The organism is Pseudogemmobacter sp. TB195 (assembly GCF_058313095.1).
On record NZ_JBZEGG010000008.1, the window covers coordinates 1 to 20,104 of the forward strand.

Below are 20,104 nucleotides of genomic sequence, written 5' to 3' on the forward strand. Positions count from 1 at the left end.
TGCGCCTGTTTGACGCCGATCGAGACGACCACGACCTCGGTGGCGATGCCCTTTTCCTTCAGGCGGATCGCTTCTTCCACAGCGATCTCGTCAAAGGGGTTCATCGACATTTTCACATTGGCAAGATCGACACCCGAACCATCCGCTTTCACACGGACCTTCACGTTGTAGTCAATCACCCGTTTGACAGGTACGAGGACCTTCATGCCCTATCTCTCACTTTTTCCGTTATGGGGCGGACCGCGCATCGCCCGCGACGATTCAGATATGCGTATAGACGTCGCCGCGACCGACGGGGGCTTCGATCAGGGAAATGATTTCGTCATAATCGACCGTTTCGCGCATTTCGGACTGACCTCGATATCCCAGCTTTTCATTCACCTCGGCATTCATGAAGTAAGCCCCCGCGATGACGCGACTGATCAGCCCGAAGTCTGTATCAGAGAGAGTAAGCAGCCCATCGAGATCTGTGGAGGGGAGATCTGCAGCGCGCCCGACTGCCAAAGCAAAGCCAGGCGCCAGATCGTCCCGCCGCAGCAATGCCGATCGCAAATGGCTGTCGAGCACGCCCGCCTCTGATGCCGAAGGCATGGCGCGCCCGGTATCGGCCGGGATCAGTGCATCCATTATTTTCTGCAACAAAACGCGGTTATCGGATAGAAAAGCGTCAAGTGTCTTAGTGTCCGGCATATCCGGCTCCTTTCTTCAAAGCTGCGGGGCTCAGACGTTTTCCAGGCTGACGCTCTGATTGCGGGCGGTCTCGAGGATGTGCTCCGCCGATCGCAGCGCGAGGGCGGCGACGGTGCCGGTCGGATTCACGCAACTGGATGTCGGCATCACGCTGCCATCGACAATGAAAAGATTCTTTACCTCATGCGAACGCCCATAAGAGTCTACGACCGATCGGGCGGGATCGTTGCCCATCACGCATGTGCCCAGCATGTGCCAGCCGGTCTCGCGAAAGAAGGGCGCGCGCAGCACCTCATAGGCGCCCGCCTCCCTCAGGCTCTCTTCGGCGCGTTCGACGTTGTACTGCATCAGGCGCCGCGTATTCTCGTTGTTGCGATAAACCATCTTCGGCGCCGGAAGTCCGTCCTCATCCGTCATGGTCGGATGTAGCGTGACGTAGTTCGTATCTTCCGGAAGGTCTTCGGCGATGATTGACCAGTCGATGGAACGGCCAAAGCGCTGATGTACGGTCTTGTGGAACTCCTTGCCCCAGCCCGCATTGTCGCCCCAGGGGAAGGCGCCGATGGTGTTAAGCGGCCCGCCGGTTCCCATAAGTTGCCACTTGGCGCCACGCAGGAAATCGGTGTCCTTTCGGGTTTCCGCGAACTCCATCGAATAGAGGCGTTGCCCGAAGGGCCCCTGCCAGTTTTCGAAAAAATCCTCGAAAAGGCCGATCACCGTAGCATATGGGTGCATCATCAGCCGCTTGCCGACCATACCTGAGCGATTGCCCAGTCCGTCGGGAAACGCGTTGCTGACTGAGTTCAGCAAAAGCCGGGGCGTACCAAGCCCATTGGCTCCCAGCACCACAATCCGGCCGCGCTGACGATAGGTTGTGCCGGTTTCGCGATCAACATAGACAACCGCCCGCGCAAGGCCTTCCTTGTCCACTTCGATTTGCTGCACCCGCGCATGGGTCAGCAGAACTGCTCCGAGGCGCCGCGCCTTCGGCCAATGCGTCCGGTCAGGAGAGGCTTTCGCGCCATCGAAGCATCCCCACAGGCAGGCGCCCCGACGCACGCAGGGCTCCAGCCCGTTGTGTTTGATGCTGGCAATGGAATTAGAGCCCGGCCACCAGTGCCAGCCGAGGCGATCATGCGCCTCGATCATCTTCTTTTCCATCCCCTTCAGGTTGAAGGGGGGCAGCGGAACATCATGATAGGGCCAGGCCGGATCGCCCGCCACACCCGAGACCGAGAAATCCACGCTGACCCGATCATAATATGGCGCCAGATCCTCGTAGGAAATCGGCCAGTCATCGGCAACGCCATCCAGAGTACGGACCCTGAAGTCGCTCGGGCGGAACCGATGCCAGGCAGCGGCATAGAGCACGGCGCTTCCGCCCACACCGTTCCACATCAGGGGTGCCACATCGGATTCGGAATCGTCCACCGGGTAATCGGAGGGGGCGGCGCGATGGTTCGGGTTCCAGCTGAAATGCCGGTCCTTGGTGAATTCGAAATCCACGCCCTGGTTTTTGATGAGAGCATAGTCGGGGAAGCCGCCCTGCTCGAGGCAGACCACGCTAAGCCCCTGCTCTGCCAGACGTTTGGCAACCACCGCCCCGCTTGGCCCGGCCCCGACGATCACCACATCGGCAATCGTCTTCGACATCGCAAGTTTCTCGCTCATTTGGCTATCCGTTTCGCTGATTCAGGCTTCAGGTCAGAGCAGTTTGAGGCTGCTGGTGCGCGAGACGATGGAGACGGCAATAACGATAACGATGCCTTTCACCATGCTCTGGATGTAGGTGTCCATGCCAATAAGGTTCAGACCGTTATTCATCACACCGATCAGCAATGCCCCGAAAAAGGTGCCGGGGATCGTGGCCGTTCCCGGCTTGATCATGGTCATGCCGATGAAAACGGCGGCCAGCCCGTCAAGCAGATAGGTCTCTCCGCCATTCGGCTGACCAGAGCCCAGCCTTGCAGAAAGCAGAAGCCCCGCGACTGAGGCGAAGAGGGCGCAAAGCACCAGACCCGTCACCCGATACCGGTTCACGCGCACTCCCGACAACTCAGCCGCGCGAGGATTGCCCCCAACCGCATAGAGCCGGCGTCCGAACACCGTTTTTTCCAGGAGCAGCCACGAGAGGACGACCGTTATAAGCATCATGACCGCAGGGGTCGGGATACCGAGAATCTGCCCCTGACCGATCACCAGAAAATCCGGCGGCAGGCCGCCATAGATTGCCCTGCCGCCGGAAATGGTAAAGTTCACGCCGAACATAATCGAGCCCACCGCGAGCGTGGCGATCAGCGATGGCACTCCGACCGCGACGACCAGAAAGGCATTCAGCATCCCCACAAGCAACCCGCCCGCCATCGCCGCCGCAAGCGAAAGCCAGACCGGCCAGCCCGCCACCAGCATAAGCGGGGCCGCAAGCCCGGCAAAGCCGACGATATATCCGACCGAAAGATCCATCTCGCGTGTCGCGAAAGCGAAAGTCAGCCCTGTCGCTACGATGGTCAGCATCGAGATCTGCTGCAGGATGTTGAGCAGGTTCGAAATGCTGAGAAACCTGTCGCTGGCAAGGCCGCAGACGCCAACCACAATGACAAGCACGATGAGCGTGCCATATTTTTGTAGGGTTTTCAGTGTGGGGGTGCGATCGCGCCGCAGCCTGATGGTGTCATTGGTGGCTTCGGTCATGCTACCTCTCCTGCAATTGAATCGATCAGGCGCTGCTCGTTGAAATCGGAGCGCGGGATGGGCCTGCCGGCCCGGCCTTGTACGAAGGGAACGATCCTGTGTGCCAGGGCGGTAACCTCCGGCAGATCGGAGGAGGCGATAAAAACCGCAGCCCCCTGGCTGGCGAGCCGGCGGATCACCCGGTGAATTTCGGCCTTCGAGTGGATATCGACGCCCTCAGTGGGCTCGACGAAAATAAAGAGCTTCCGCTCCACGCCGGAACAAAGCCAGCGCGCGATGGAGACCTTCTGTTTGTTGCCCCCGCTCAGCTCGCTGACCTTTTGCTCGACCGAGGACATTCTGACATTCAGGTTGGCCGCAGCATCCCGTGTTGCCTGAGCCTCGAGATCTGGCCTGACGAAACGCATAACCGTATTTGCCAGCCGCCGCAGGCTGAGCAGAGATGTGTTCTCGCGGATGCTCCAGTCGGCGATCAGCGCATTGATCATGCGGTGATCAGGGATAAAGGCCGCCCCCGCCACGATCATCTGGCGACAGGTGTTACGCGAGACATCGCGCTCGAAGAAGGTCAGCTGGCCTTGCTGCGCGATGCGCGGATCAAACAGCGAGCCGGCGAAACGGAAATGGCCCGCCCCCGTCAGGCCGATCAGGCCGACAATCTCGCCTTTGGCGATCTGAAGGTCACCGACTTCGAATTCCGGGCTGCGCCATCCTTTGCAGGACAAGACGATCCGCTCGGCTTCGATATGGGCAACCTCGTCCTCGGGCAGGCTGCCCCTTGCGGTTTCCAGGCTGGCATGGACTTCGCGTGAGAACATCATCTCGACGAGGTCACGTTCGCTGCGTCCTGCCGCCGTAGTGGTCGTGACCAGCCGCCCGTCGCGCAAAGCGGTAATTCGATCGGACAGATGCAGCACCTCCGACATGAAATGGCTGATGAGCACCACGCCAACTCCGGCATCCGAAATGGCGCGGATAAGCGCCCAGAGGCTTTGCTTCTCGCGGGCAGGCAAGGTGGCCGTGGGTTCGTCCAGGATCAGAATGCGCGGCTCGGAACTCAAAGCGCGCAGGATCTCGATAATCTTCTGATCGGCATAGGGCAGTTCGGAACAGGGGCAGGACAGATCGATCCGGGTGCCGGGAAACCAGCGGGCCAGCATCGCTTCGGCATGGGCCAGGGCCCGCGACGAGTCTACGATCTGGCCAAAGCGGGTGAACTCGTGCCCGAGGGTGATGTTTTCCGCGCCCGAGAAGGAAGGGATAAGGCTTCCCTCCTGAGAAACCAGCGCGATCCCTTTACCAACCGCATCTGCGGCCTTGGCAAATGCGGTCTCCTGGCCATCAATTGTAATGTGACCATGCGTCGGCCGTTTATAGCCGCTCAGTACACTCATCAGAGTGGATTTTCCCGCGCCGTTTTCGCCGATGACGCCGTGAACCTCGCTTGCGCGGAATTCAACAGTCACGCCGTCAAGCGCTTTCACCCCGGGATAGTGAACCTTGATATCTGAAAGAAGAATTGCCATCGCGCTGCCTCCCCTGCAGGCTGGTTGACCGGGCCCCCGCCGGGGGCGCTGTCAGGGGACGGCCCTCCCCGCCGCCCCCTGCAGTCCTGTCATTCGCAGTTGGCTCTGGTGAAGAGCGTAGCCGGCAGATACTCGATATCCGAGATCTTAACCGCCTCGGGCGCCTCGCCATCTTCGGCAACCCGTTTGATGCTGGTTGCAAGCCTGGCACCCCAGACCTCAAATTGCTGACGACCGGTGACGAGAAAGCTGCTGTTTTCCGCACAGATCGCATCCAGCGCGGTCTGATGACCATCCATGCCGCTGACCGGCACATCTGTCAGTCCTGCAGCCGCAAGCGCTGTCACTGCGGCCTGGGCCGGTTCGTCCCAGGGGGCCCATACGGCATCGACATCATCGCCAAACCGGGTTGCAATATCCTGTGTTGCGTTCATCGCATCCTGATAGAAGTTCGCAACATTCAGATCATGTTCAGCGATGATCCTGATATTGGGGTATTCGTTCAGAATCGCACGCAGCGTGTCGGTGCGCTCGCGCACGGGCTTAATCCCCGAGGCGGTCAGAACAACCAGATTGCCCCTGCCCCGCATTTTCCCCACCAGCGCCAGCGTGACTTCAGAAGCCATTTGCCAGTTATTGGTGGTCACATCGGTAACAACGCCTGGAATCCAGCCACTGTCTGCGGTGAATACCGGGATTCCGGCTTTCTCGGCATCCGCCAATGCGCTTTCCGAGGCACGCAGATCAGCCACCGTCACCACGATAAAATCCGAACCGCGAGACACCGCATCCTGAATATTGTTCGCCACTTTCTCGGCCGAACCGGCGCTGTCCAGATAGGTGACGTTCCAGCCCTCTACCCCGGTATCGGCGACATGCTGATTGAAGCCGTCCCGGATGCGGTGTTCGGTCTGGAGCGCGGCGTTGCCGGCAATCCAGGTCACAGTGATGTCTCTTGCCGATGCGGCGGCCGCGGACAGGGCAAGCGCACTCAGAGCGCCCCCGATGAAAGTGCGATACATGTTATCCTCCCTCTTGTATCATTGGTTCCTGGCAGTCTCAGGCCTGCATGTAGACGATGTGTGTCTCCGTATAGGCATAGAGCCCGTGCTTGCCGTCAGTGCCTCCAATACCCGACTTCTTGCGGCCGGCGTGGAAACCCTGAATTGCTTCGAAGTTGTTGCGATTGATAAAGGTTTCGCCGAACTGCAACTCGCGGGCGGCATGCATGGCGCTGGCCAGATCACGGGTGAAGATCGATGATGTCAGCCCGTAATCCGACGCATTGGCCAGGCTGATCGCCTCATCCAGATCGTCCACGGCCTGGATCGGCAGAACGGGGCCGAAGATCTCGCGCCGCATGATGTCCATTTCGGAATTGCAGTTGATCAATACGGTCGGCTCATAGTGATAACCGGGCTGGCTGCGGCAGATCCGCCCGCCGACCACGGCTTCGGCACCACCGGCCATTGCCTCGCTGACAAGACCGTCGATCTTGCGCAGGGCGGCTTCATTGATCAGCGGCCCCATCATCACGTCGGCTTTGCCGAACGGATCACCATAGGTCGTTTCGGCCATGACCTTTGCGATCCTGTCCGTGAACGCATCAAGGACACCGCGCTGCACATAGATCCGTTCGGGGCAATTGCAGAGTTGGCCGGTATTCGCGATGCGGGATTCGTGAATCGCCTTCACCGCCACATCAAGATCAGCGTCATTCATGACAATCGCGGGCGCCTTTCCACCCAGCTCCAGGTTTACCCGCGTCAGGTTGCGGGCCGCAGCGGCCATGATGCTCATGCCGGTCGAAACCGAGCCGGTGAAGCTGATCAGTCCGACATCGCGATGCGAGGACAGGGCACTGCCTGTTGTGCCACCGCGGCCGCTTATGATGTTGACCACACCCCGTGGCAATTCCACCTCTGCCAGGATCCGGGCGAAGAGCGCGGCATTGACGGGGGTTTCCTCGCTCGATTTTACGACCACGGTATTTCCGGTCAGAATGGCCGGAGCCACCTTTCTGGCGATGAGGAAGAACGGGAAATTCCACGGCAGAATGGCACCGACGACGCCGATCGGTTTGCGTTGCAGCAGGATCATCTCGCCCGGCACTTCGCTCGAGACGATCTCGCCCTCGATCCGCAAAGCCCATTCAGCGACATAGTCCAGATAATTCGCGGCGAGATTCACTTCATGTGTCGCAAGAGGAAGCACCTTCCCCTGTTCGCGCGAGATGACTTCGGCCAGCATGGTCACCCGCTCGCGGATTTTCGCAGCAATCCTGCGCAGATAGACGGCCCGCTGAGAATGCGAAAGCCGCGACCAGGCAGGAAAGGCATCCTTCGCCGCGCTCACGGCGAAACAGACATCCTCGGCCGATGAATCCGGCACCTGCGCTATGACCGCACAGGTCGCCGGGTTGATAACATCGACGAGGATCGCCGAGTCAGCGTCCACGAAAGCACCGTCGACAAAGTTTTTGTATTTTTCCATAATCATCCCTCTATCTCAGATGCGGACCTGCCCGGCACTCTGGCCGGGCATTCCGGGTCAGGCGTAGATGTCAGGATTGTCGCGCTTGATCTGCTCGACGATCGGCTGGAAGTGCAGCCAGCCGATATAATCCGAGCCGACATGCTCCCTGCTGTAATTGGCGCGGTCTTCGGGCACGAGGAATGGCTTGTGCCCGCTTGCATCCAGCATCAGCTGCTGATGGCAGCACCGTTCCAGCGCAATAAACCAGAAGGCGGCAGAATCGATAGAATGGCGGCTGGCGGTCAGAAGGCCGTGGTTTTGATGGATCGCGGCCTTCACGCCCCCAAATGCCTCGGCGACGCTCTGGCCCGACTTGTGTTCAACCGCTACCGCGCCCGCCGACGCGCCGATCACGACATGATCGTTATAGAACGCACAGGCATCCTGAGTCACAGGTTCGAGCGGGCGCCCCAAAGCGGCAAAGGCCGTACCATAGAGCGTATGGGCATGGCACATCGCGATGATATCCGGGTGCGCCTCATGCACATTGGCATGCAGGATAAACCCCGCACGGTTTACGGCGTAATCACCCTCAACAACCATACCTTCGTGATCAACAAGGATCAGGTTGGACATCCGGACCTCGTCAAAGGCCACCGCCATCGGGTTGGTCCAGTAAAGCTCGGGGCGTTCGGGGTCACGCACGGTCAGATGACCGGCAAACCCGTATTCAAAGCCCTCCTTCGCGAAGGCACGGCAGGCGATGATCAGACGCTCTTTACGATGAAAGCGTTCCTTCTCGATACTCTCGAACGCGGGCAATTCGGGATATTTAAGCCCCGGCTGCGCGGGCTGATAGATTGAAACCCTGTTTCCCAGGTCCATGACAGCAGCTCCTCCTAGCAAGTGTAAACTTTGTTTGCTCGGAGGTAATCAATGCGATTCCTCATCGCCCGACAATCTGGCGGGACGCGATAACACTTATTACAGATTCGGGTTTTCCACGCCCGGCACAGCCCAGCGGGCAGCACGTTCCATGGTAATCGTCCCGATGGTTAAGGGGAGACTCCCGTGATGTGCCGGATGAAGAGGCTCAAGGGATGAAGAGGGGCAGAATACGATCGGGTGGGCCAGTTTCTCGAGGAATGGAATCTGCGGGTGGCGCGCCTCTTCGCCATTCTGAGCATGAGAGCTGAGCTTCTCAACAGAGCCTTTGGAAAAAACAACACGGTCTGATCAACGCTTGGGTTGACCGGCGGCCGGTCAGTCAACTGTATTGATCGCGACAGTCGGGAAGGCCATTTTGCCGCGAAAGTGGCAAAGAGAGCGGGCTTACGAAGAACCAGGCGAAAGCTGACGTCGAGGCGACGTTCAGGACGGTTGCGCGATCCTCAGCCTTTCCGCGCAGGTATTTCTTTGCGTGCCGCTTTCGTGCCGTTCATGAAACCCGTTGGTGATCTCCTGGAATTCTTCCTGCCCTTCTGGCAGGCGGCGCGCAGACAGAAGCTGGCGTCTCCAGGCATTCTTGCTCCGACATCCGCGTCTCAACATCAGAAGCCGCAGAAGCAGAGATCCGGAGACCCGTCGGACAACTTGTCCGCGTCGGCGTGGATTTTTGCCGCCTCGATGATGCGGGACCTGCTGTTTGGTGGACGCGTTTTGACCAAGGTCACAGGCTATCGGATTCCTGCGCTGTCTACCCTGCCCTTCTTGGGTCCTGGACAGAGTGTCACATTCGATTGGCGGCCTTTGCACGGCTCTGGAAACCGTTAGGTTCGGCCTATGATCTCCCGTAACAAATTGAATTTATTGGTTTCCGGCCGGAAACGGATGGCTTCTGGTCAAAGATCTGAACATTTTCAGAATATTGATTTCGCCGTTCTCAGCTTTCTGGCTCAATGTGGCAAGATAGCGTGGAACATTCTTGATACGTTCGAAAGCCTGAACCAGACCAAGGACAGCCAGAGTATATCCTTTTGGTCCAAGATTTTGCCTGGCGTTATTCTGAAGATCAGACTTGAGACCCAAAGCTGGCGCAAGAGTCTCGGCAAGATGCTCAAGGTCTGACCAGGTCCGAACCGGTGTCAGCGAAAGTTCGACAGCGCTTTGCGCAGCGTCCGCGCATTCGGAAGCCGTAATTGCTTCTGTGATCGAAGCAGGCGTAGATTCTTCATTTATTTCTTTATCAGAATTCTGAATATGCAGGACATTCTGGCCGTGGCTGTCGGTCATCTGAGGTGTATTGCGCAGGGATTTGATCGCGGCTTCAAGCTCTACTGTGGATGTTTTGTTGCGCAGAAGCTTGTGCAACTCTGCGTCGGAAGACTGGCTTTCCCAGAGGAGATGCCGCAGGACAGAGCGGAGCGACCGCAACCGCAGGGCCTGTTGCTTTGCATCTTCCGCCAGTGAGGCGATACGTTCCGCATGCGCCTTAAGCCCGCTCAGATCAAAGCCGTAGCACATCAGCATCGCGCCTGTTTCGTCACGCACCGCGTAGCGCTTGCGATTGGGGCTCAACTTGCGCTGGATCACTCCAGCGGCGCAGAGATGGGCCAGATGACGGCGAAGCGTGCGTTCATCCATGGCGTCGCACCGCTCCTGCAGCGCCCGATTGGACGGGAACACGATCAGTTCACCAGCATGCCATTTTGCGGGGGTGACGAAACTCAGAAGTCCGCGCAGAACGGTCAGACTGCGTGGCCTGATGCCGATGGCTTCGCGCGCCGTCTGGATCTGGGCGAGAATCGTCCACCGGGGATCATGGGTCTGGATGAGAGTTGCTTTCATGGCATTCTGACCATCAGGAATGGCTCCAGCGAGCAGCAAATCCCTCCCGATCTGATCCGCAGATGCGGTCAGTTCATTTTGCGCAAGGCACAAAAATTCGTTCACCGCGATTGCGGTGTTGCGAGGGCAGAAGCCTTGAGCTACAGTCCGAGGTGTGAAACTGCTGTGGACAGGGTTGGCGCCCTTTTTGTAGCTTAAGGCCTCTCGGGTTCACTCGAGAGGCTTTTTCCTTTTCCGGCCGTTCTCCTTTCTCTTACTGCTTCGATTTTGCTTGTGCCTCGAGCAACGCGTCAATCGCGGCCTGAGGGTTCTTTCTGATCCAGGCATGCAGGTCTTTAGCCGTTGTGATCGAGACGGTGATGGTCGCCTTAAGGGCTGTTGTTTTCACAATGGCGGGCGCTTCGGTGGCCAATGTCTTAGGCCTTGCCTGTGGTGGCGCCTTTGCTTTTGACGGAATTGCCCGCTCGACCGCTGTAAAGCGATCGTCGCTGGTGCCTTTTCTTACCTCTGCCGCTTTGATGAAATCTGCCTGGTTTCCGGGCGGAAACCCTGCTTTTTCAATATCTTGCGCGAGACTATACCAGCGGTCCCGGCCAAAGGAAGGCGCCGCTCCGATGGCGCGGATCAGGTCCGGGGAGATGCGCTGAATAACCTGCCGGATCCGCGACAGATTAGTGAGCTTGTCACCATTGGCGCGGGCTTTCTGGTCGATATTCAGTGCATCCGCGATCAGATCATCTGACTTGCCTTCGGCCATCAACTGACCTGCAAAGGCGGCCTTTTCGATGAAGCTCAGATCCTTGCGGGCGCTGTTTTCCTGACCCTGCGCTATAATCGCCTGGTCATCGCTCAGGTCACGAACAAGGGCTTTCGCAACCTGGCCAAGCTGGCGCAGGGCCAGAAGCCGGCGTCGGCCATAGACAATACGGAACCGGCCCGCGGGCAGGGGGCTGACGAGGATCGGCACCAGCTGGCCGTTCTGCCGAATGCTCTGCGCGAGTTCGGCGATTTCATCCGGGTCAATTTCGAGCCGGTCCTGATGTGGGCTGTCCTCGATCAGGGCGACATCAAGGTCGCGCACACTGGCGGCCGCAGCGGCCTGCAGGGAACGCGCCATGCCGGCGAGGGCAGGGGCCGGTTTGACCCCGGTATCGGGATTTGCCATTTCGTCAGGGCTGACATGGAACGTGATTTTGCGCGCCATCTTACGCCTCCTTCCTGCCCCAGGCGGTTTGGATCAGGCCCTCGATCTCATCGACTACACCCGTGATGCTTTCGATGGCCCGGTCATAGGTTTGCCGGGTGAAATCACTTCGATTGGCCTCGAACAGCGTTTGCTGTGTCAGCCCCGCATCCGAGACCGCCGAGGATTTGAGGAAGGTGCGGGTCAGCACCTCATCGGTGAACATGGTGCGCAGGAAGGCCGCCATCTGGGTCTGCGGCCCGTCATTTGGCTCGAAGCGCGTGATCAGGAACTTCATGAAATCCCAGTTCGGGCTTGCGCCAACCTGAGCGATGGTCGCCATCAGGCTCGCGGTGAGCTGCAGGAATTGCGCCATCGAGGCAACATCCAGCATGCTCGGCACCACTGTCACGATCAGCGATGTCGAGGCAACCAGGGCCGACAGCGTAATGAAGCCAAGCTGCGGAGGACAATCGATGACAACGACATCATAGAGGCTTTCGACATCCGCAAGGCAGATCGCGAGGCGCTGGTAGAAGGGGGGCTGGGTATTGTTCTGCAAGGCATGCGCAGTCTCGGTCTCGAATTCCGAGAGCAAGAGCCCGGCCGGCGCCAGATCAAGATTGTGGAAATAGGTTTTTCTCAGAACACTGGCGAAGGGCAGGGGGTCATCATAGCGCAGGGCGTCATATACCGTGCCGGTTTCAGCCAGCTCGATCTCGGGGCGGACGCCGAACATGGTGGTCAGTGACGCTTGTGGATCCAGATCGACCGCCAGGACGCGATATCCGTCCAGCGCAAGTTTTTGCGCGAGGTGAATGGCCGTCGTTGTCTTGCCTGCGCCGCCTTTAAAATTCGCCACCGAAATGATCTGAAGCTTGTCGCCTTCGCGGCGCCCGGGGACGAGGAACTGTAACCGCCTGGCCCGACTGTCCTGAGCAATTGCGTGGCGCGCCTGATCAACCTGCACCGCTGTGTAAAAGCGGCGGCCGCGGCTATCAGTGTCTACATCGAGGTCAAGTTTTTCGTTGAAAAATTGTTTGCGAAGATGGTCCTGGGAAATGCCGATCAGATCGGCGGCTTCTGCCGCACTGAAGCGGCGCAGCTCTTTCTGCTGGTCAGGCAGAAAGGAGCGGCGCATGTTTGCGTCAAGAGATCGGCTGAGGCGGTGCGCCATAGCCTGAATGCGCTGATCGATCCGTTCGTCTGACATCTGCTCACCCTTTTCGGGACTATTTGTCTTAGGAACGCCTGGCGGAGATTTATCCTGCGCATGCGTTCTTTTGTAGCTTTGGCAGTTGTTACAGATTCTGGCAAGGGCGGAATGCACTATATGTAGCGATCTCGCATGACCCAGTGCCAGGAAAAACGTCTGAAGAGGGCGGGGCGCTTTGGTCCGGTCCGGTGCTCCTAGGCCGGACAGGCTTAAGAAGGATTGCAAGTAGTGAACAATATGTTAGCCTTTAAGGCGCTAAAGTTATCATAATGGTTAGTATATTGGCTATAAAATGTTTATTGGCCTGGAGACATCTGCTGAAGTAAAAGACACGATGCGTCACGCGGCGCGGCGGCGACGCCTTCTGCTTGGCTGGAGCCAGGCTGATCTCGCCGCGCGCTCTGGCGTGTCTCTTGGCAGTCTGAAGCGATTTGAAACTTCAGGCGAGATTTCACTGACGTCTCTGCTTGCCATTGCAGAGGCCATGGACGTGCTTGAAGGGTTCTTATCGCTGTTTCCTATGCCCGAACCGCGCAGCCTTTCTGAGATTGAGCGGCAGGCCCATGTTCCGCAACGGGCTGGCCGCAAGCCGAGATCTGTGAGATGACATCAATCCACTTGCGCGCTTTCCTCTGTTTTGATGGCCGAAAGGAAATCCCGGTGGCGCGTCTGGGCTGGGATGATCGGGCGCGACATGCGGTGGCAGAATGGGATCCGGGCTTTTCTGCCCGCTCCCTGCCGCTCTCACCCCTGCGCATCAAGAGTTATAACGCGCTGCTGAGGCCGCAGCAGCGGGCATTTGGCGATCTTCCGGCGCTGTTCGGGGACAGTCTGCCCGATGGCTGGGGTCGATTGCTGATCGACCGCGAACTTGCCGCACGCGGCGTGAGCCGCGTGGAAATTACCGATCTGGAACGACTGGCTCTGGTCGGAACAGATGGGATGGGGGCGATGGTTTATCGTCCTGAACACCCGCATCAGCCGGAAAAGGAGATCAGCCTCGACTGGTTCGACAGGCTTGTGCCCGAACTGGATCACGGCATTGCAATCGATGATCTGGAGCGGCTGCGCCACATGGCGGGGGGCTCTCAGGGCGCACGACCGAAATTTGTGGCGCAGCTGGCAGAGCAGGGCACGCAACTGCGCAGCCACCGCAAAAAATGGCGCAAGGGATGGCGTCAGGTCTTGATCAAGCGACGGGCAAAACTGGATCCTCCCGGCTCGGTTGAGGCTGAAGCGGCCTATGCGGCAATGGCCCGGGCCGCGGGGATTGAGATTGCGCGGGTCGACGTCCTGCGCGCTCAGTCTGGCGAAGCTTTCTTTGTGACGGACCGGTTTGACCGCGACGGTGATCAGCGGCTGCATATGCAGACTGCGGCGGCGTTGCTCGAGACAGATTTCCGGAGCGCGATGGGGTTCGACTATCGGCAATTGCTGCAAATGGTCTCGGTTCTGACCCGCGACCGGCGTGCTGTCGAAGAAATGTACCGGCGGATGATATTCAACATTCTGGCCATGAACCGGGATGACCATTTGAAAAATCATGCTTTTCTCATGAACGGCGACGGTGAATGGCGCCTCTCTCCTGCCTATGACCTGAGCTTCAGCGCTGGCCCGGGCGGGGAGCACAGCATGTTAATCGCGGGGGAGGGGCGGTATCCTGGTCGGTCTGCCATGGCCAGTGTAGCCGAAGCAGCGGGGCTGCGACCGGGCAGAGCGCGGGAACTGATTGCCGAAGTGCGCGACGCTTGCGCGCTCTGGCCCAGGTTCGCGCGGGCGGCAGACGTTCCGGCGGTTTTGCAGGATATGATTGGCACATCGCTTGTTGCGGCCAGGATCTGGGACTGAACTGGCAATAGCTGGTTGGCTATCGCATGCGGTACTTCATCATGACCGATAATGCAACATTATTGGATATAATATAGATGTGACGGGCGCGGCGGATATTTTGCTTATGTATAGAGTAAAGCGCCGATTTTGGAAGTGCTCCGACATGGCCCGTGCCCGGAGATCTTCTCAGCTCGCGCCAGGTCTTCCGGCCTTAGCCGCGCTGGATCCGAGCGCGCGCTGTGAGGAACCGGATGCATCCCGTGGCGCTTTGGCTGGCGGATCCGCTTATGGCTCGGGCGACTTTTCGGCTGGGGGGCGCGGCATGGATTGTGGCCTGTGCGTCTGCCTGGGGCAGGGGGGCGGTTGTGGTCATTGATCTTCGTGTCGATCCGGCCCGCCGCGCAGATGCACTGACGACAGAGGACGAACTGGCGGCGCAGGCAGGGCCTGAGGTCAGTGACGGCGCGGCGCGGCGACTGTTCGAAGGGCTGACGTCACCCGGTCTTACTCCTCCCGGCTTAGCACCATAGAACGAGGCAATTTCGGCCCCGCCTTCATGTCTTCGACCGTCTGAGGTTTTCGTCACGTCGCCACAGTCCTAGGTTTAATACCCGCTTCGCGGCTCAGTGCCGCAGTCAAAGCTTCCATTCGGCTCGTGTTGCTGCTCGGAAAGCGTGCGTGGTCGTGGCGCTGCCGTGACGAACTTGTCCCATAGGGCATCCTTCCATTCCAAAGAAAGGATCGCGCCAGCAAACCATGGGATCAAACACATGGGGTGCGGCGAGCGGATGCCCTATATGTCTCGGCTTGGGACCTTCGAGTGGTCCTCTGCAGATGCAGTATTGCTGCCCAGCTTACCTCGAAATCCTCTCCGATGGCGTGGAGACTTCACGTCGCCCGCACAGGCTGCCTGCTGTCGCTTCGTGTACGAACTGCGCATGGCCGTTCTCATCGCAGGACGCCAAAGCAGCGTCAGTCAGCCGCCGCGCAGCACGATGGCAGGGTCAATTCGGGCGGCGACAATGGCGGGGATCAGACCCGCCGTTACGCCTGCCGCCAGAAACATGGCTGCAAGCTGGATAAGGCCGACAGGAGACAGAACCGCATGTGCCGCCGGGTCCAGCAATCCGGCCCCCTGCATCTGCGCCAGAAGATAAAGGCCGAGGTATTTGCCGCCGATCATACCTGTCAGCAGACCACCAAGAACCAGGGCTGCGATCTCGGTCTGAACATGGCCGATGATCTGCCATTGCGTCGCCCCTATCGCGCGGCGAATGGCGATTTCCCGGCGTTGCTCCGACACCGAGAACATGAAGGTTGTGGCAATCGCGAAAGCACAAAGGCCCAATGCGACACCACTGATTGCGGCTGCGACGAAATTGTAGATTGCAAGGATACCCGCCGCGCGTTCGGCGTGATGCTGGCTGGACCAGATTTCCACCGCCCCGGCCTCCAGCCAGGGGGCCAGGCCCGCGCGCAGATCCGCCTCGTTCAAAACGGCGGTATCCGCCTGCAGATAGCTGCTCCAGAGAATGGTCTCCTCCGCCATGACCCGGTCACGCGCGGCCAGCCGCAGAACGGCCCGGTCGAGCGTCCAGAAAGGCGGGCGGGTCTCACCGTCAAAGACCCCGGCAAGTCTGCAGCGCATTGTGCCGAAATGCAGCCATTCGGGCAGCGGACCCATTAGCTGATCGGCAAGGTGGCGGCCCATCAGGCAGCTTCCCGGCTCTGGCTTGCGATCGGGGCTGAGGCTCAGCCGGTAGGCCAAAGGGAAATGCGGATCGCTTGTCAGGATTTCCACCATGCCGGCGGCAGGCAGTTCGGCAATCGAGGCAAATTGCCGCGAATAGGGCGAGACGGAGATCCCCGCCCCGGCAAAGGCGGCTTTCAGCGCCTCCTCAGTCCAGGGGGCGAGATGGTCCGCGTCGGTGTGGCCCCGGCTGACCTTCTGTGCCGAGAGCATCGGAAAAGTCAGCACCGCCTCATGATAGAGGCTTGCGCGAATGCGGGCCTCGAAGCCTTCGGTCGCGGCAGATGTGATGATGCGATTGGCAAGAATGACCGCGAAACAGGCCGAGACGAGGCAATAGATCAGCAGCCTGCGCAGGATCATGCGACGAAAGGGGCGTCGCACCATCATCAGGCGACCTCATGCAGCCGACCGTCCCGCAGCACGAGAACGCGGTCGAAATGGCGGCTGTACGCGTGGTTATGTGTCACCATCACGAGGCTGTGCGGGCTGTCCTGCCCTCGCCCAAGGATCATCTGCAGTATTTCCTGGCCTGTCTGGGGGTCGAGGCTGCCGGTCGGCTCATCCGCCAGGATCAGGCGGGGCGCATGGATTGTGGCGCGGGCAAAGGCCACGCGTTGCTTTTCGCCCCCCGAAAGCGCGCTGGCGGGCACCGCAGCAAGATGCGTGAGGCCAAGGGCTGCCAGCCGTTCCGCCGCACGCTGATGAGCAGCCTCAGCCCGGACGCCGTCAAGCCGCAGGGGCATGGCGATATTGGCAAGCGCCGTCAGCCCTTCGATCAGAGCATAATCCTGGAAGATGAACCCCAGCTGCTGACGGCGCAGCCTGGCACGAACCCGGTCTGCGGCCCCCGCCGGATCAATGTCGAAAAGGCGCACCCGCCCGGCATCCGGGCGCCGGAAACCGCTGATTACCTCCAGAAGCGTGGTCTTTCCCGAACCGCTTTCGCCAAGGATGCAAAGCCGCTCGCCGGGCGCGACCGTCAGATCGACATGGTCCAGCACCATCCGGCGGTCCTGGCCGCCATGATGCACCACAACCCGCTCAAGATGCAGCGGCAGCGCGGCCTCACTCATTGGCTGCTGCCCCGCCAGGCCCGCCTGGCTGCGGCGCAGCAGGCATACACAAAAGGGCAAGCCCGACTTCCAGATGCTCCTGCACCAGCCTGGCGCGACGCTTTTCCAGATCGTAAAGCCGCGCGGAAAGATCGGCGGCGCATCCGGTCTCTGCCCTGGCCGGAGGCGTCAACCCGGCCTGCAGCACATGGGCCTCGGCCAGGGCCAGGGTCAGCTCGGCATGGGCCAGCATGAAGGCCGCTTTGCTTTCCCGGGCCGCGATCAGCGCATTGGCGACCGCGATCCGGGCCCGCTGCACCTGCCGGTCACCCTTGCCCTGATCAATCAGCGGTACCATCAGATTGAGCAAAAGTTCCAGCTGGGCCGGGTTGTCCGGCCCAAGCTGATTGGGCACGATGCCAGACAGCGCGATCCAGCGATCAATGCGGGCGGCGTCCAGCCCGTCTTTGGCAATCCGGTGCAAAACCGCGTTGCGCGCTTCCAGCGCGGAACCTTCATAGCATTGCTCTGCCGTCCGGGCGCGCGAGGGCCCGGGGTGCAAAGCCGCGATCCGCAGATCCGGACCGAAGGGGGCGCCGCCTGTGCCATGGGCAAGACTGGCGCGGCTGGCCTCATACATGGTCCGGCGCGCGGCATGGGCGGATTTGCGGCTTTGCAGCGCGGTCTGCCCGGCAGCAACCTCGTCGCGCGGCAGGGCGCCAAGCGCCAGCTCACCCTGCATGTCCTTTATGCGGCAGCTCTCGGCATCAAGGGTCAGGCCTGCCTCTTCAAGCGCCAGCCCGGTGCCGAGAGTATCTGCCAGCTGGTCAAGCAGCTGCTTTTCGGCGCTTTGCCGGGCAAGCGCGCTTTCCTGTGCAACCAGAATGGCGAATATCTCGGGCGTATTCCGGAACAGGACATAGATCGCCCGGATGAAATCCCATTCGATAACAAAGGCATGATTGCGCCCCCTGACCGAGAAGCCGCCGCTTTCATGCCATTGGGCCCTGCCCTGAACCATGACGCTGAGGCGCGGCAATGCGCCCCGGCGCAGTTGATCCAGATTCAGCAAAAGCTCTGCCTCGCGCAGTCGGGCGGTGTGAAAGGCCGGGCCATAACGGCGGGCGTGATCGACAAAGGCGAGACCTTTGGCGGGCGCATCCTGCGCGAGATCCAGGGTAACCTGGTCGATCAGCGCTTCCGCCCGGTCAAAATCGGGCGCAGCACATCCCGCGCCAAAGGCCACCGCAAGCCAGAGCAGGCGGGAACGCAGGGTCATGGCGCGGCCCCGGTGCCGGTTTCGAACAGGCAGCTTGCCGATTGCGGTTCACTCGCAACACCTGTCGGATCGAAGCGGATTTCAACTTCATGCGTGCTGCCATCGGGCAGAGGGCTGCGAAGGGCCGAGATGCGCGTGACCTGACCCGTCAGGATCCCCGCCTCCAGCGCTAGGCGGGCGGTGACGCGGCGATCGGTGAAAAGCGACAGGTCGCGCAGATGCACCGGAACTTTCGCGCGGAACATGCCAGGGCGGGCAAGGCTGATCACATGTTCGCCGCGCCGCACCGCGACAAGGGCACCCGTCGTCAGCGCGGGCGCCACATAACTGACCACACCAGCGGTTTCGCTGCGCAGCGAAAGTGTCCCGATATGGTCCTGAAGCGCCTTCCTTTCACTGGCGAGGGCCGCGCTTTCCTGCTGCAACTCGGTCAGTCTGAGGGCATGTTCTGCCTCCAGCAGGGCAAGCGCAGGGGCGGTCTGCGCGGCAAGATCGTCAATTTCGGCAAGCTGATCTTCGGCAAGCTCCAGCGAGAGGCGGTCGAGCCTGCCCTCGCGATGGCGGGTCGCCGCAAGCGCCGCCGCCTCGCGCGCGCGCGTGAGTTTGCGCGCAACGGCACGGGCCTCGGTCGCATGACGGGCCAGGGCGGCGGCATAGGCGGCTGTTGCAAGACGCTGCCGGTCCGCAAGACCAAGGGCGCGCAGATCCAGCATTTCCAGCTGAGCGCGTTCATTTTCAGCGCGGAAGGTCAGTAGAACGTTGTCCGGCTGGACCAAGTCTGAAACCGAAAGCCCGGTTGACGCAAATCCATCGCGCAGAGCAATCAGTGGCGTCTCTTCGGCCCAGTCCAGAAAGCAGGTCCTGAATGTCGCAGGTTCAACCGCAGCCCCGGATGGGGCCGCGGCCGTCACAGCCACAGCCGCCCGGACCTCCGGTGCGACACTGGCGGGGCCATGGCCAAGTCCTGCTGCGACGGCACCGGTCAGGGCCATCGCAGCAAGACCTGCGGTTATGTAAAAACGCAGCACGTCAGGCAGCGTCAGGGGGCGCAGCCGATCTGCTGCACCATGCTGCGCGCCAACCCGGCGGACCGGGCATGGTTGTCGTAAAGCTGTTCCAGCGTCGATGCGGCTGTGCCGGCCCGCGCGTTTTCGACATAGACCTGGTAATAGGATTCTGCGGCCTGGCAGCTGGTGCGGGTCTGCACATTCTGGCAATTCGATGGGCAGGTATAGGCGGGCGGGCGAACAGTGACACTGCCACCACCGGTACCGCCAGTGCTGCCGGAGCCGCCGCTGCTGTTGCTGTCAGAGCTGCCGCTTTCATAGCAGCCTGCAAGCACAAGAACTGCGGCGAGGGTCAGGCTGAGCTTCAGAATTTGCAAGGTATTACTCCCGTTTTCATCAGACCGGGCAGGAAGACTGCGTCCCTGAACTGCCCGTCCTGAACCATGTGATCAGGACGGGCCTAGCATCGGGCGGATGCGGCGGGCTGCCCCCATATGGGTGAAGACCCCGCCCGACAGCCTCGGAAACTGACATGGCGCGCGGTTCGCCCCCCCTTACGGGCGAGGTGATGCCGGGCTGCACAGGGCAAGACCCGGTGAAGACCTGATGGGGGGA

General features: G+C 60.3%; 18 protein-coding genes. 2 read left to right on the forward strand and 16 right to left on the reverse strand.

The window, feature by feature from the left end; translation table 11 throughout:
* The 11 genes from AC4FS3_RS09690 to repA all read right to left on the reverse strand — a co-directional run.
* Window positions 1-206: electron transfer flavoprotein subunit beta/FixA family protein (locus AC4FS3_RS09690; RefSeq protein ID WP_491020390.1), on the reverse strand; the 206-nt coding region annotated here is incomplete at its 3' end.
* 55 nt (window positions 207-261) lie between these two features.
* Entirely contained in the window at window positions 262-627 is a 366-nt protein-coding gene (locus AC4FS3_RS09695) for a hypothetical protein (protein ID WP_491020391.1), read from the reverse strand.
* Between the two features lie 93 nt (window positions 628-720).
* Window positions 721-2,361, reverse strand: coding sequence for a GMC family oxidoreductase (locus AC4FS3_RS09700; protein WP_491020392.1), 1,641 nt, complete (start codon window positions 2,359-2,361; stop codon window positions 721-723).
* A 33-nt stretch (window positions 2,362-2,394) separates the two neighbouring features.
* Window positions 2,395-3,381: an ABC transporter permease gene (locus AC4FS3_RS09705; protein ID WP_491020393.1), complete on the reverse strand. Its 987-nt coding sequence runs from the start codon at window positions 3,379-3,381 to the stop codon at window positions 2,395-2,397.
* Window positions 3,378-4,907, reverse strand: coding sequence for a sugar ABC transporter ATP-binding protein (locus tag AC4FS3_RS09710; RefSeq protein ID WP_491020394.1), 1,530 nt, complete (start codon window positions 4,905-4,907; stop codon window positions 3,378-3,380). The genes AC4FS3_RS09705 and AC4FS3_RS09710 overlap by 4 nt, the downstream gene beginning before the upstream one ends.
* An 89-nt stretch (window positions 4,908-4,996) precedes the next feature.
* Window positions 4,997-5,929, reverse strand: coding sequence for a substrate-binding domain-containing protein (locus AC4FS3_RS09715; RefSeq protein WP_491020395.1), 933 nt, complete (start codon window positions 5,927-5,929; stop codon window positions 4,997-4,999).
* A gap of 37 nt (window positions 5,930-5,966) precedes the next feature.
* Complete coding sequence (aldA, locus tag AC4FS3_RS09720; protein ID WP_491020396.1) at window positions 5,967-7,400, reverse strand: aldehyde dehydrogenase; 1,434 nt, start codon at window positions 7,398-7,400, stop codon at window positions 5,967-5,969.
* Between the two features lie 57 nt (window positions 7,401-7,457).
* Window positions 7,458-8,267, reverse strand: coding sequence for a class II aldolase/adducin family protein (locus AC4FS3_RS09725; protein WP_491020397.1), 810 nt, complete (start codon window positions 8,265-8,267; stop codon window positions 7,458-7,460).
* 921 nt (window positions 8,268-9,188) lie between these two features.
* Window positions 9,189-10,274, reverse strand: a complete 1,086-nt coding sequence (gene repC, locus AC4FS3_RS09730) for a replication initiation protein RepC (protein ID WP_491020398.1) — start codon at window positions 10,272-10,274, stop codon at window positions 9,189-9,191.
* Window positions 10,275-10,422: 148 nt separating this feature from the next.
* Window positions 10,423-11,373, reverse strand: coding sequence for a plasmid partitioning protein RepB (gene repB, locus AC4FS3_RS09735; protein ID WP_491020399.1), 951 nt, complete (start codon window positions 11,371-11,373; stop codon window positions 10,423-10,425).
* Window position 11,374: 1 nt separating this feature from the next.
* Complete coding sequence (gene repA, locus AC4FS3_RS09740) at window positions 11,375-12,565, reverse strand: plasmid partitioning protein RepA (protein ID WP_491020400.1); 1,191 nt, start codon at window positions 12,563-12,565, stop codon at window positions 11,375-11,377.
* A 295-nt stretch (window positions 12,566-12,860) separates the two neighbouring features.
* Here repA and AC4FS3_RS09745 point away from each other — a divergent pair, with 295 nt between their 5' ends.
* Both AC4FS3_RS09745 and AC4FS3_RS09750 read left to right on the forward strand, forming a co-directional pair.
* Window positions 12,861-13,175, forward strand: a complete 315-nt coding sequence (locus AC4FS3_RS09745) for a helix-turn-helix domain-containing protein (protein ID WP_491020401.1) — start codon at window positions 12,861-12,863, stop codon at window positions 13,173-13,175.
* A gap of 53 nt (window positions 13,176-13,228) precedes the next feature.
* Window positions 13,229-14,416: a type II toxin-antitoxin system HipA family toxin gene (locus AC4FS3_RS09750; protein ID WP_491020402.1), complete on the forward strand. Its 1,188-nt coding sequence runs from the start codon at window positions 13,229-13,231 to the stop codon at window positions 14,414-14,416.
* Window positions 14,417-15,374: 958 nt separating this feature from the next.
* On the opposite strand, the gene AC4FS3_RS09755 is transcribed toward AC4FS3_RS09750, so the two are convergent.
* From AC4FS3_RS09755 to AC4FS3_RS09775, 5 genes are read right to left on the reverse strand one after another with little or no spacing between them, the layout of a single operon-like run.
* On the reverse strand, window positions 15,375-16,538 hold the full coding sequence (locus AC4FS3_RS09755) for an ABC transporter permease (RefSeq protein ID WP_491020403.1): 1,164 nt from the start codon (window positions 16,536-16,538) through the stop codon (window positions 15,375-15,377).
* Window positions 16,538-17,224: an ABC transporter ATP-binding protein gene (locus tag AC4FS3_RS09760; protein WP_491020404.1), complete on the reverse strand. Its 687-nt coding sequence runs from the start codon at window positions 17,222-17,224 to the stop codon at window positions 16,538-16,540. The genes AC4FS3_RS09755 and AC4FS3_RS09760 overlap by 1 nt, the downstream gene beginning before the upstream one ends.
* Window positions 17,217-18,482 (reverse strand): hypothetical protein, encoded by a 1,266-nt coding sequence (locus AC4FS3_RS09765; protein WP_491020405.1) that lies wholly within the window; start codon window positions 18,480-18,482, stop codon window positions 17,217-17,219. Before AC4FS3_RS09765 ends, AC4FS3_RS09760 begins: the two co-directional genes overlap by 8 nt.
* Window positions 18,479-19,474: a hypothetical protein gene (locus AC4FS3_RS09770; protein WP_491020406.1), complete on the reverse strand. Its 996-nt coding sequence runs from the start codon at window positions 19,472-19,474 to the stop codon at window positions 18,479-18,481. Before AC4FS3_RS09770 ends, AC4FS3_RS09765 begins: the two co-directional genes overlap by 4 nt.
* A gap of 47 nt (window positions 19,475-19,521) precedes the next feature.
* Complete coding sequence (locus AC4FS3_RS09775; RefSeq protein WP_491020407.1) at window positions 19,522-19,866, reverse strand: hypothetical protein; 345 nt, start codon at window positions 19,864-19,866, stop codon at window positions 19,522-19,524.
* Window positions 19,867-20,104: the final 238 nt, after the last annotated feature.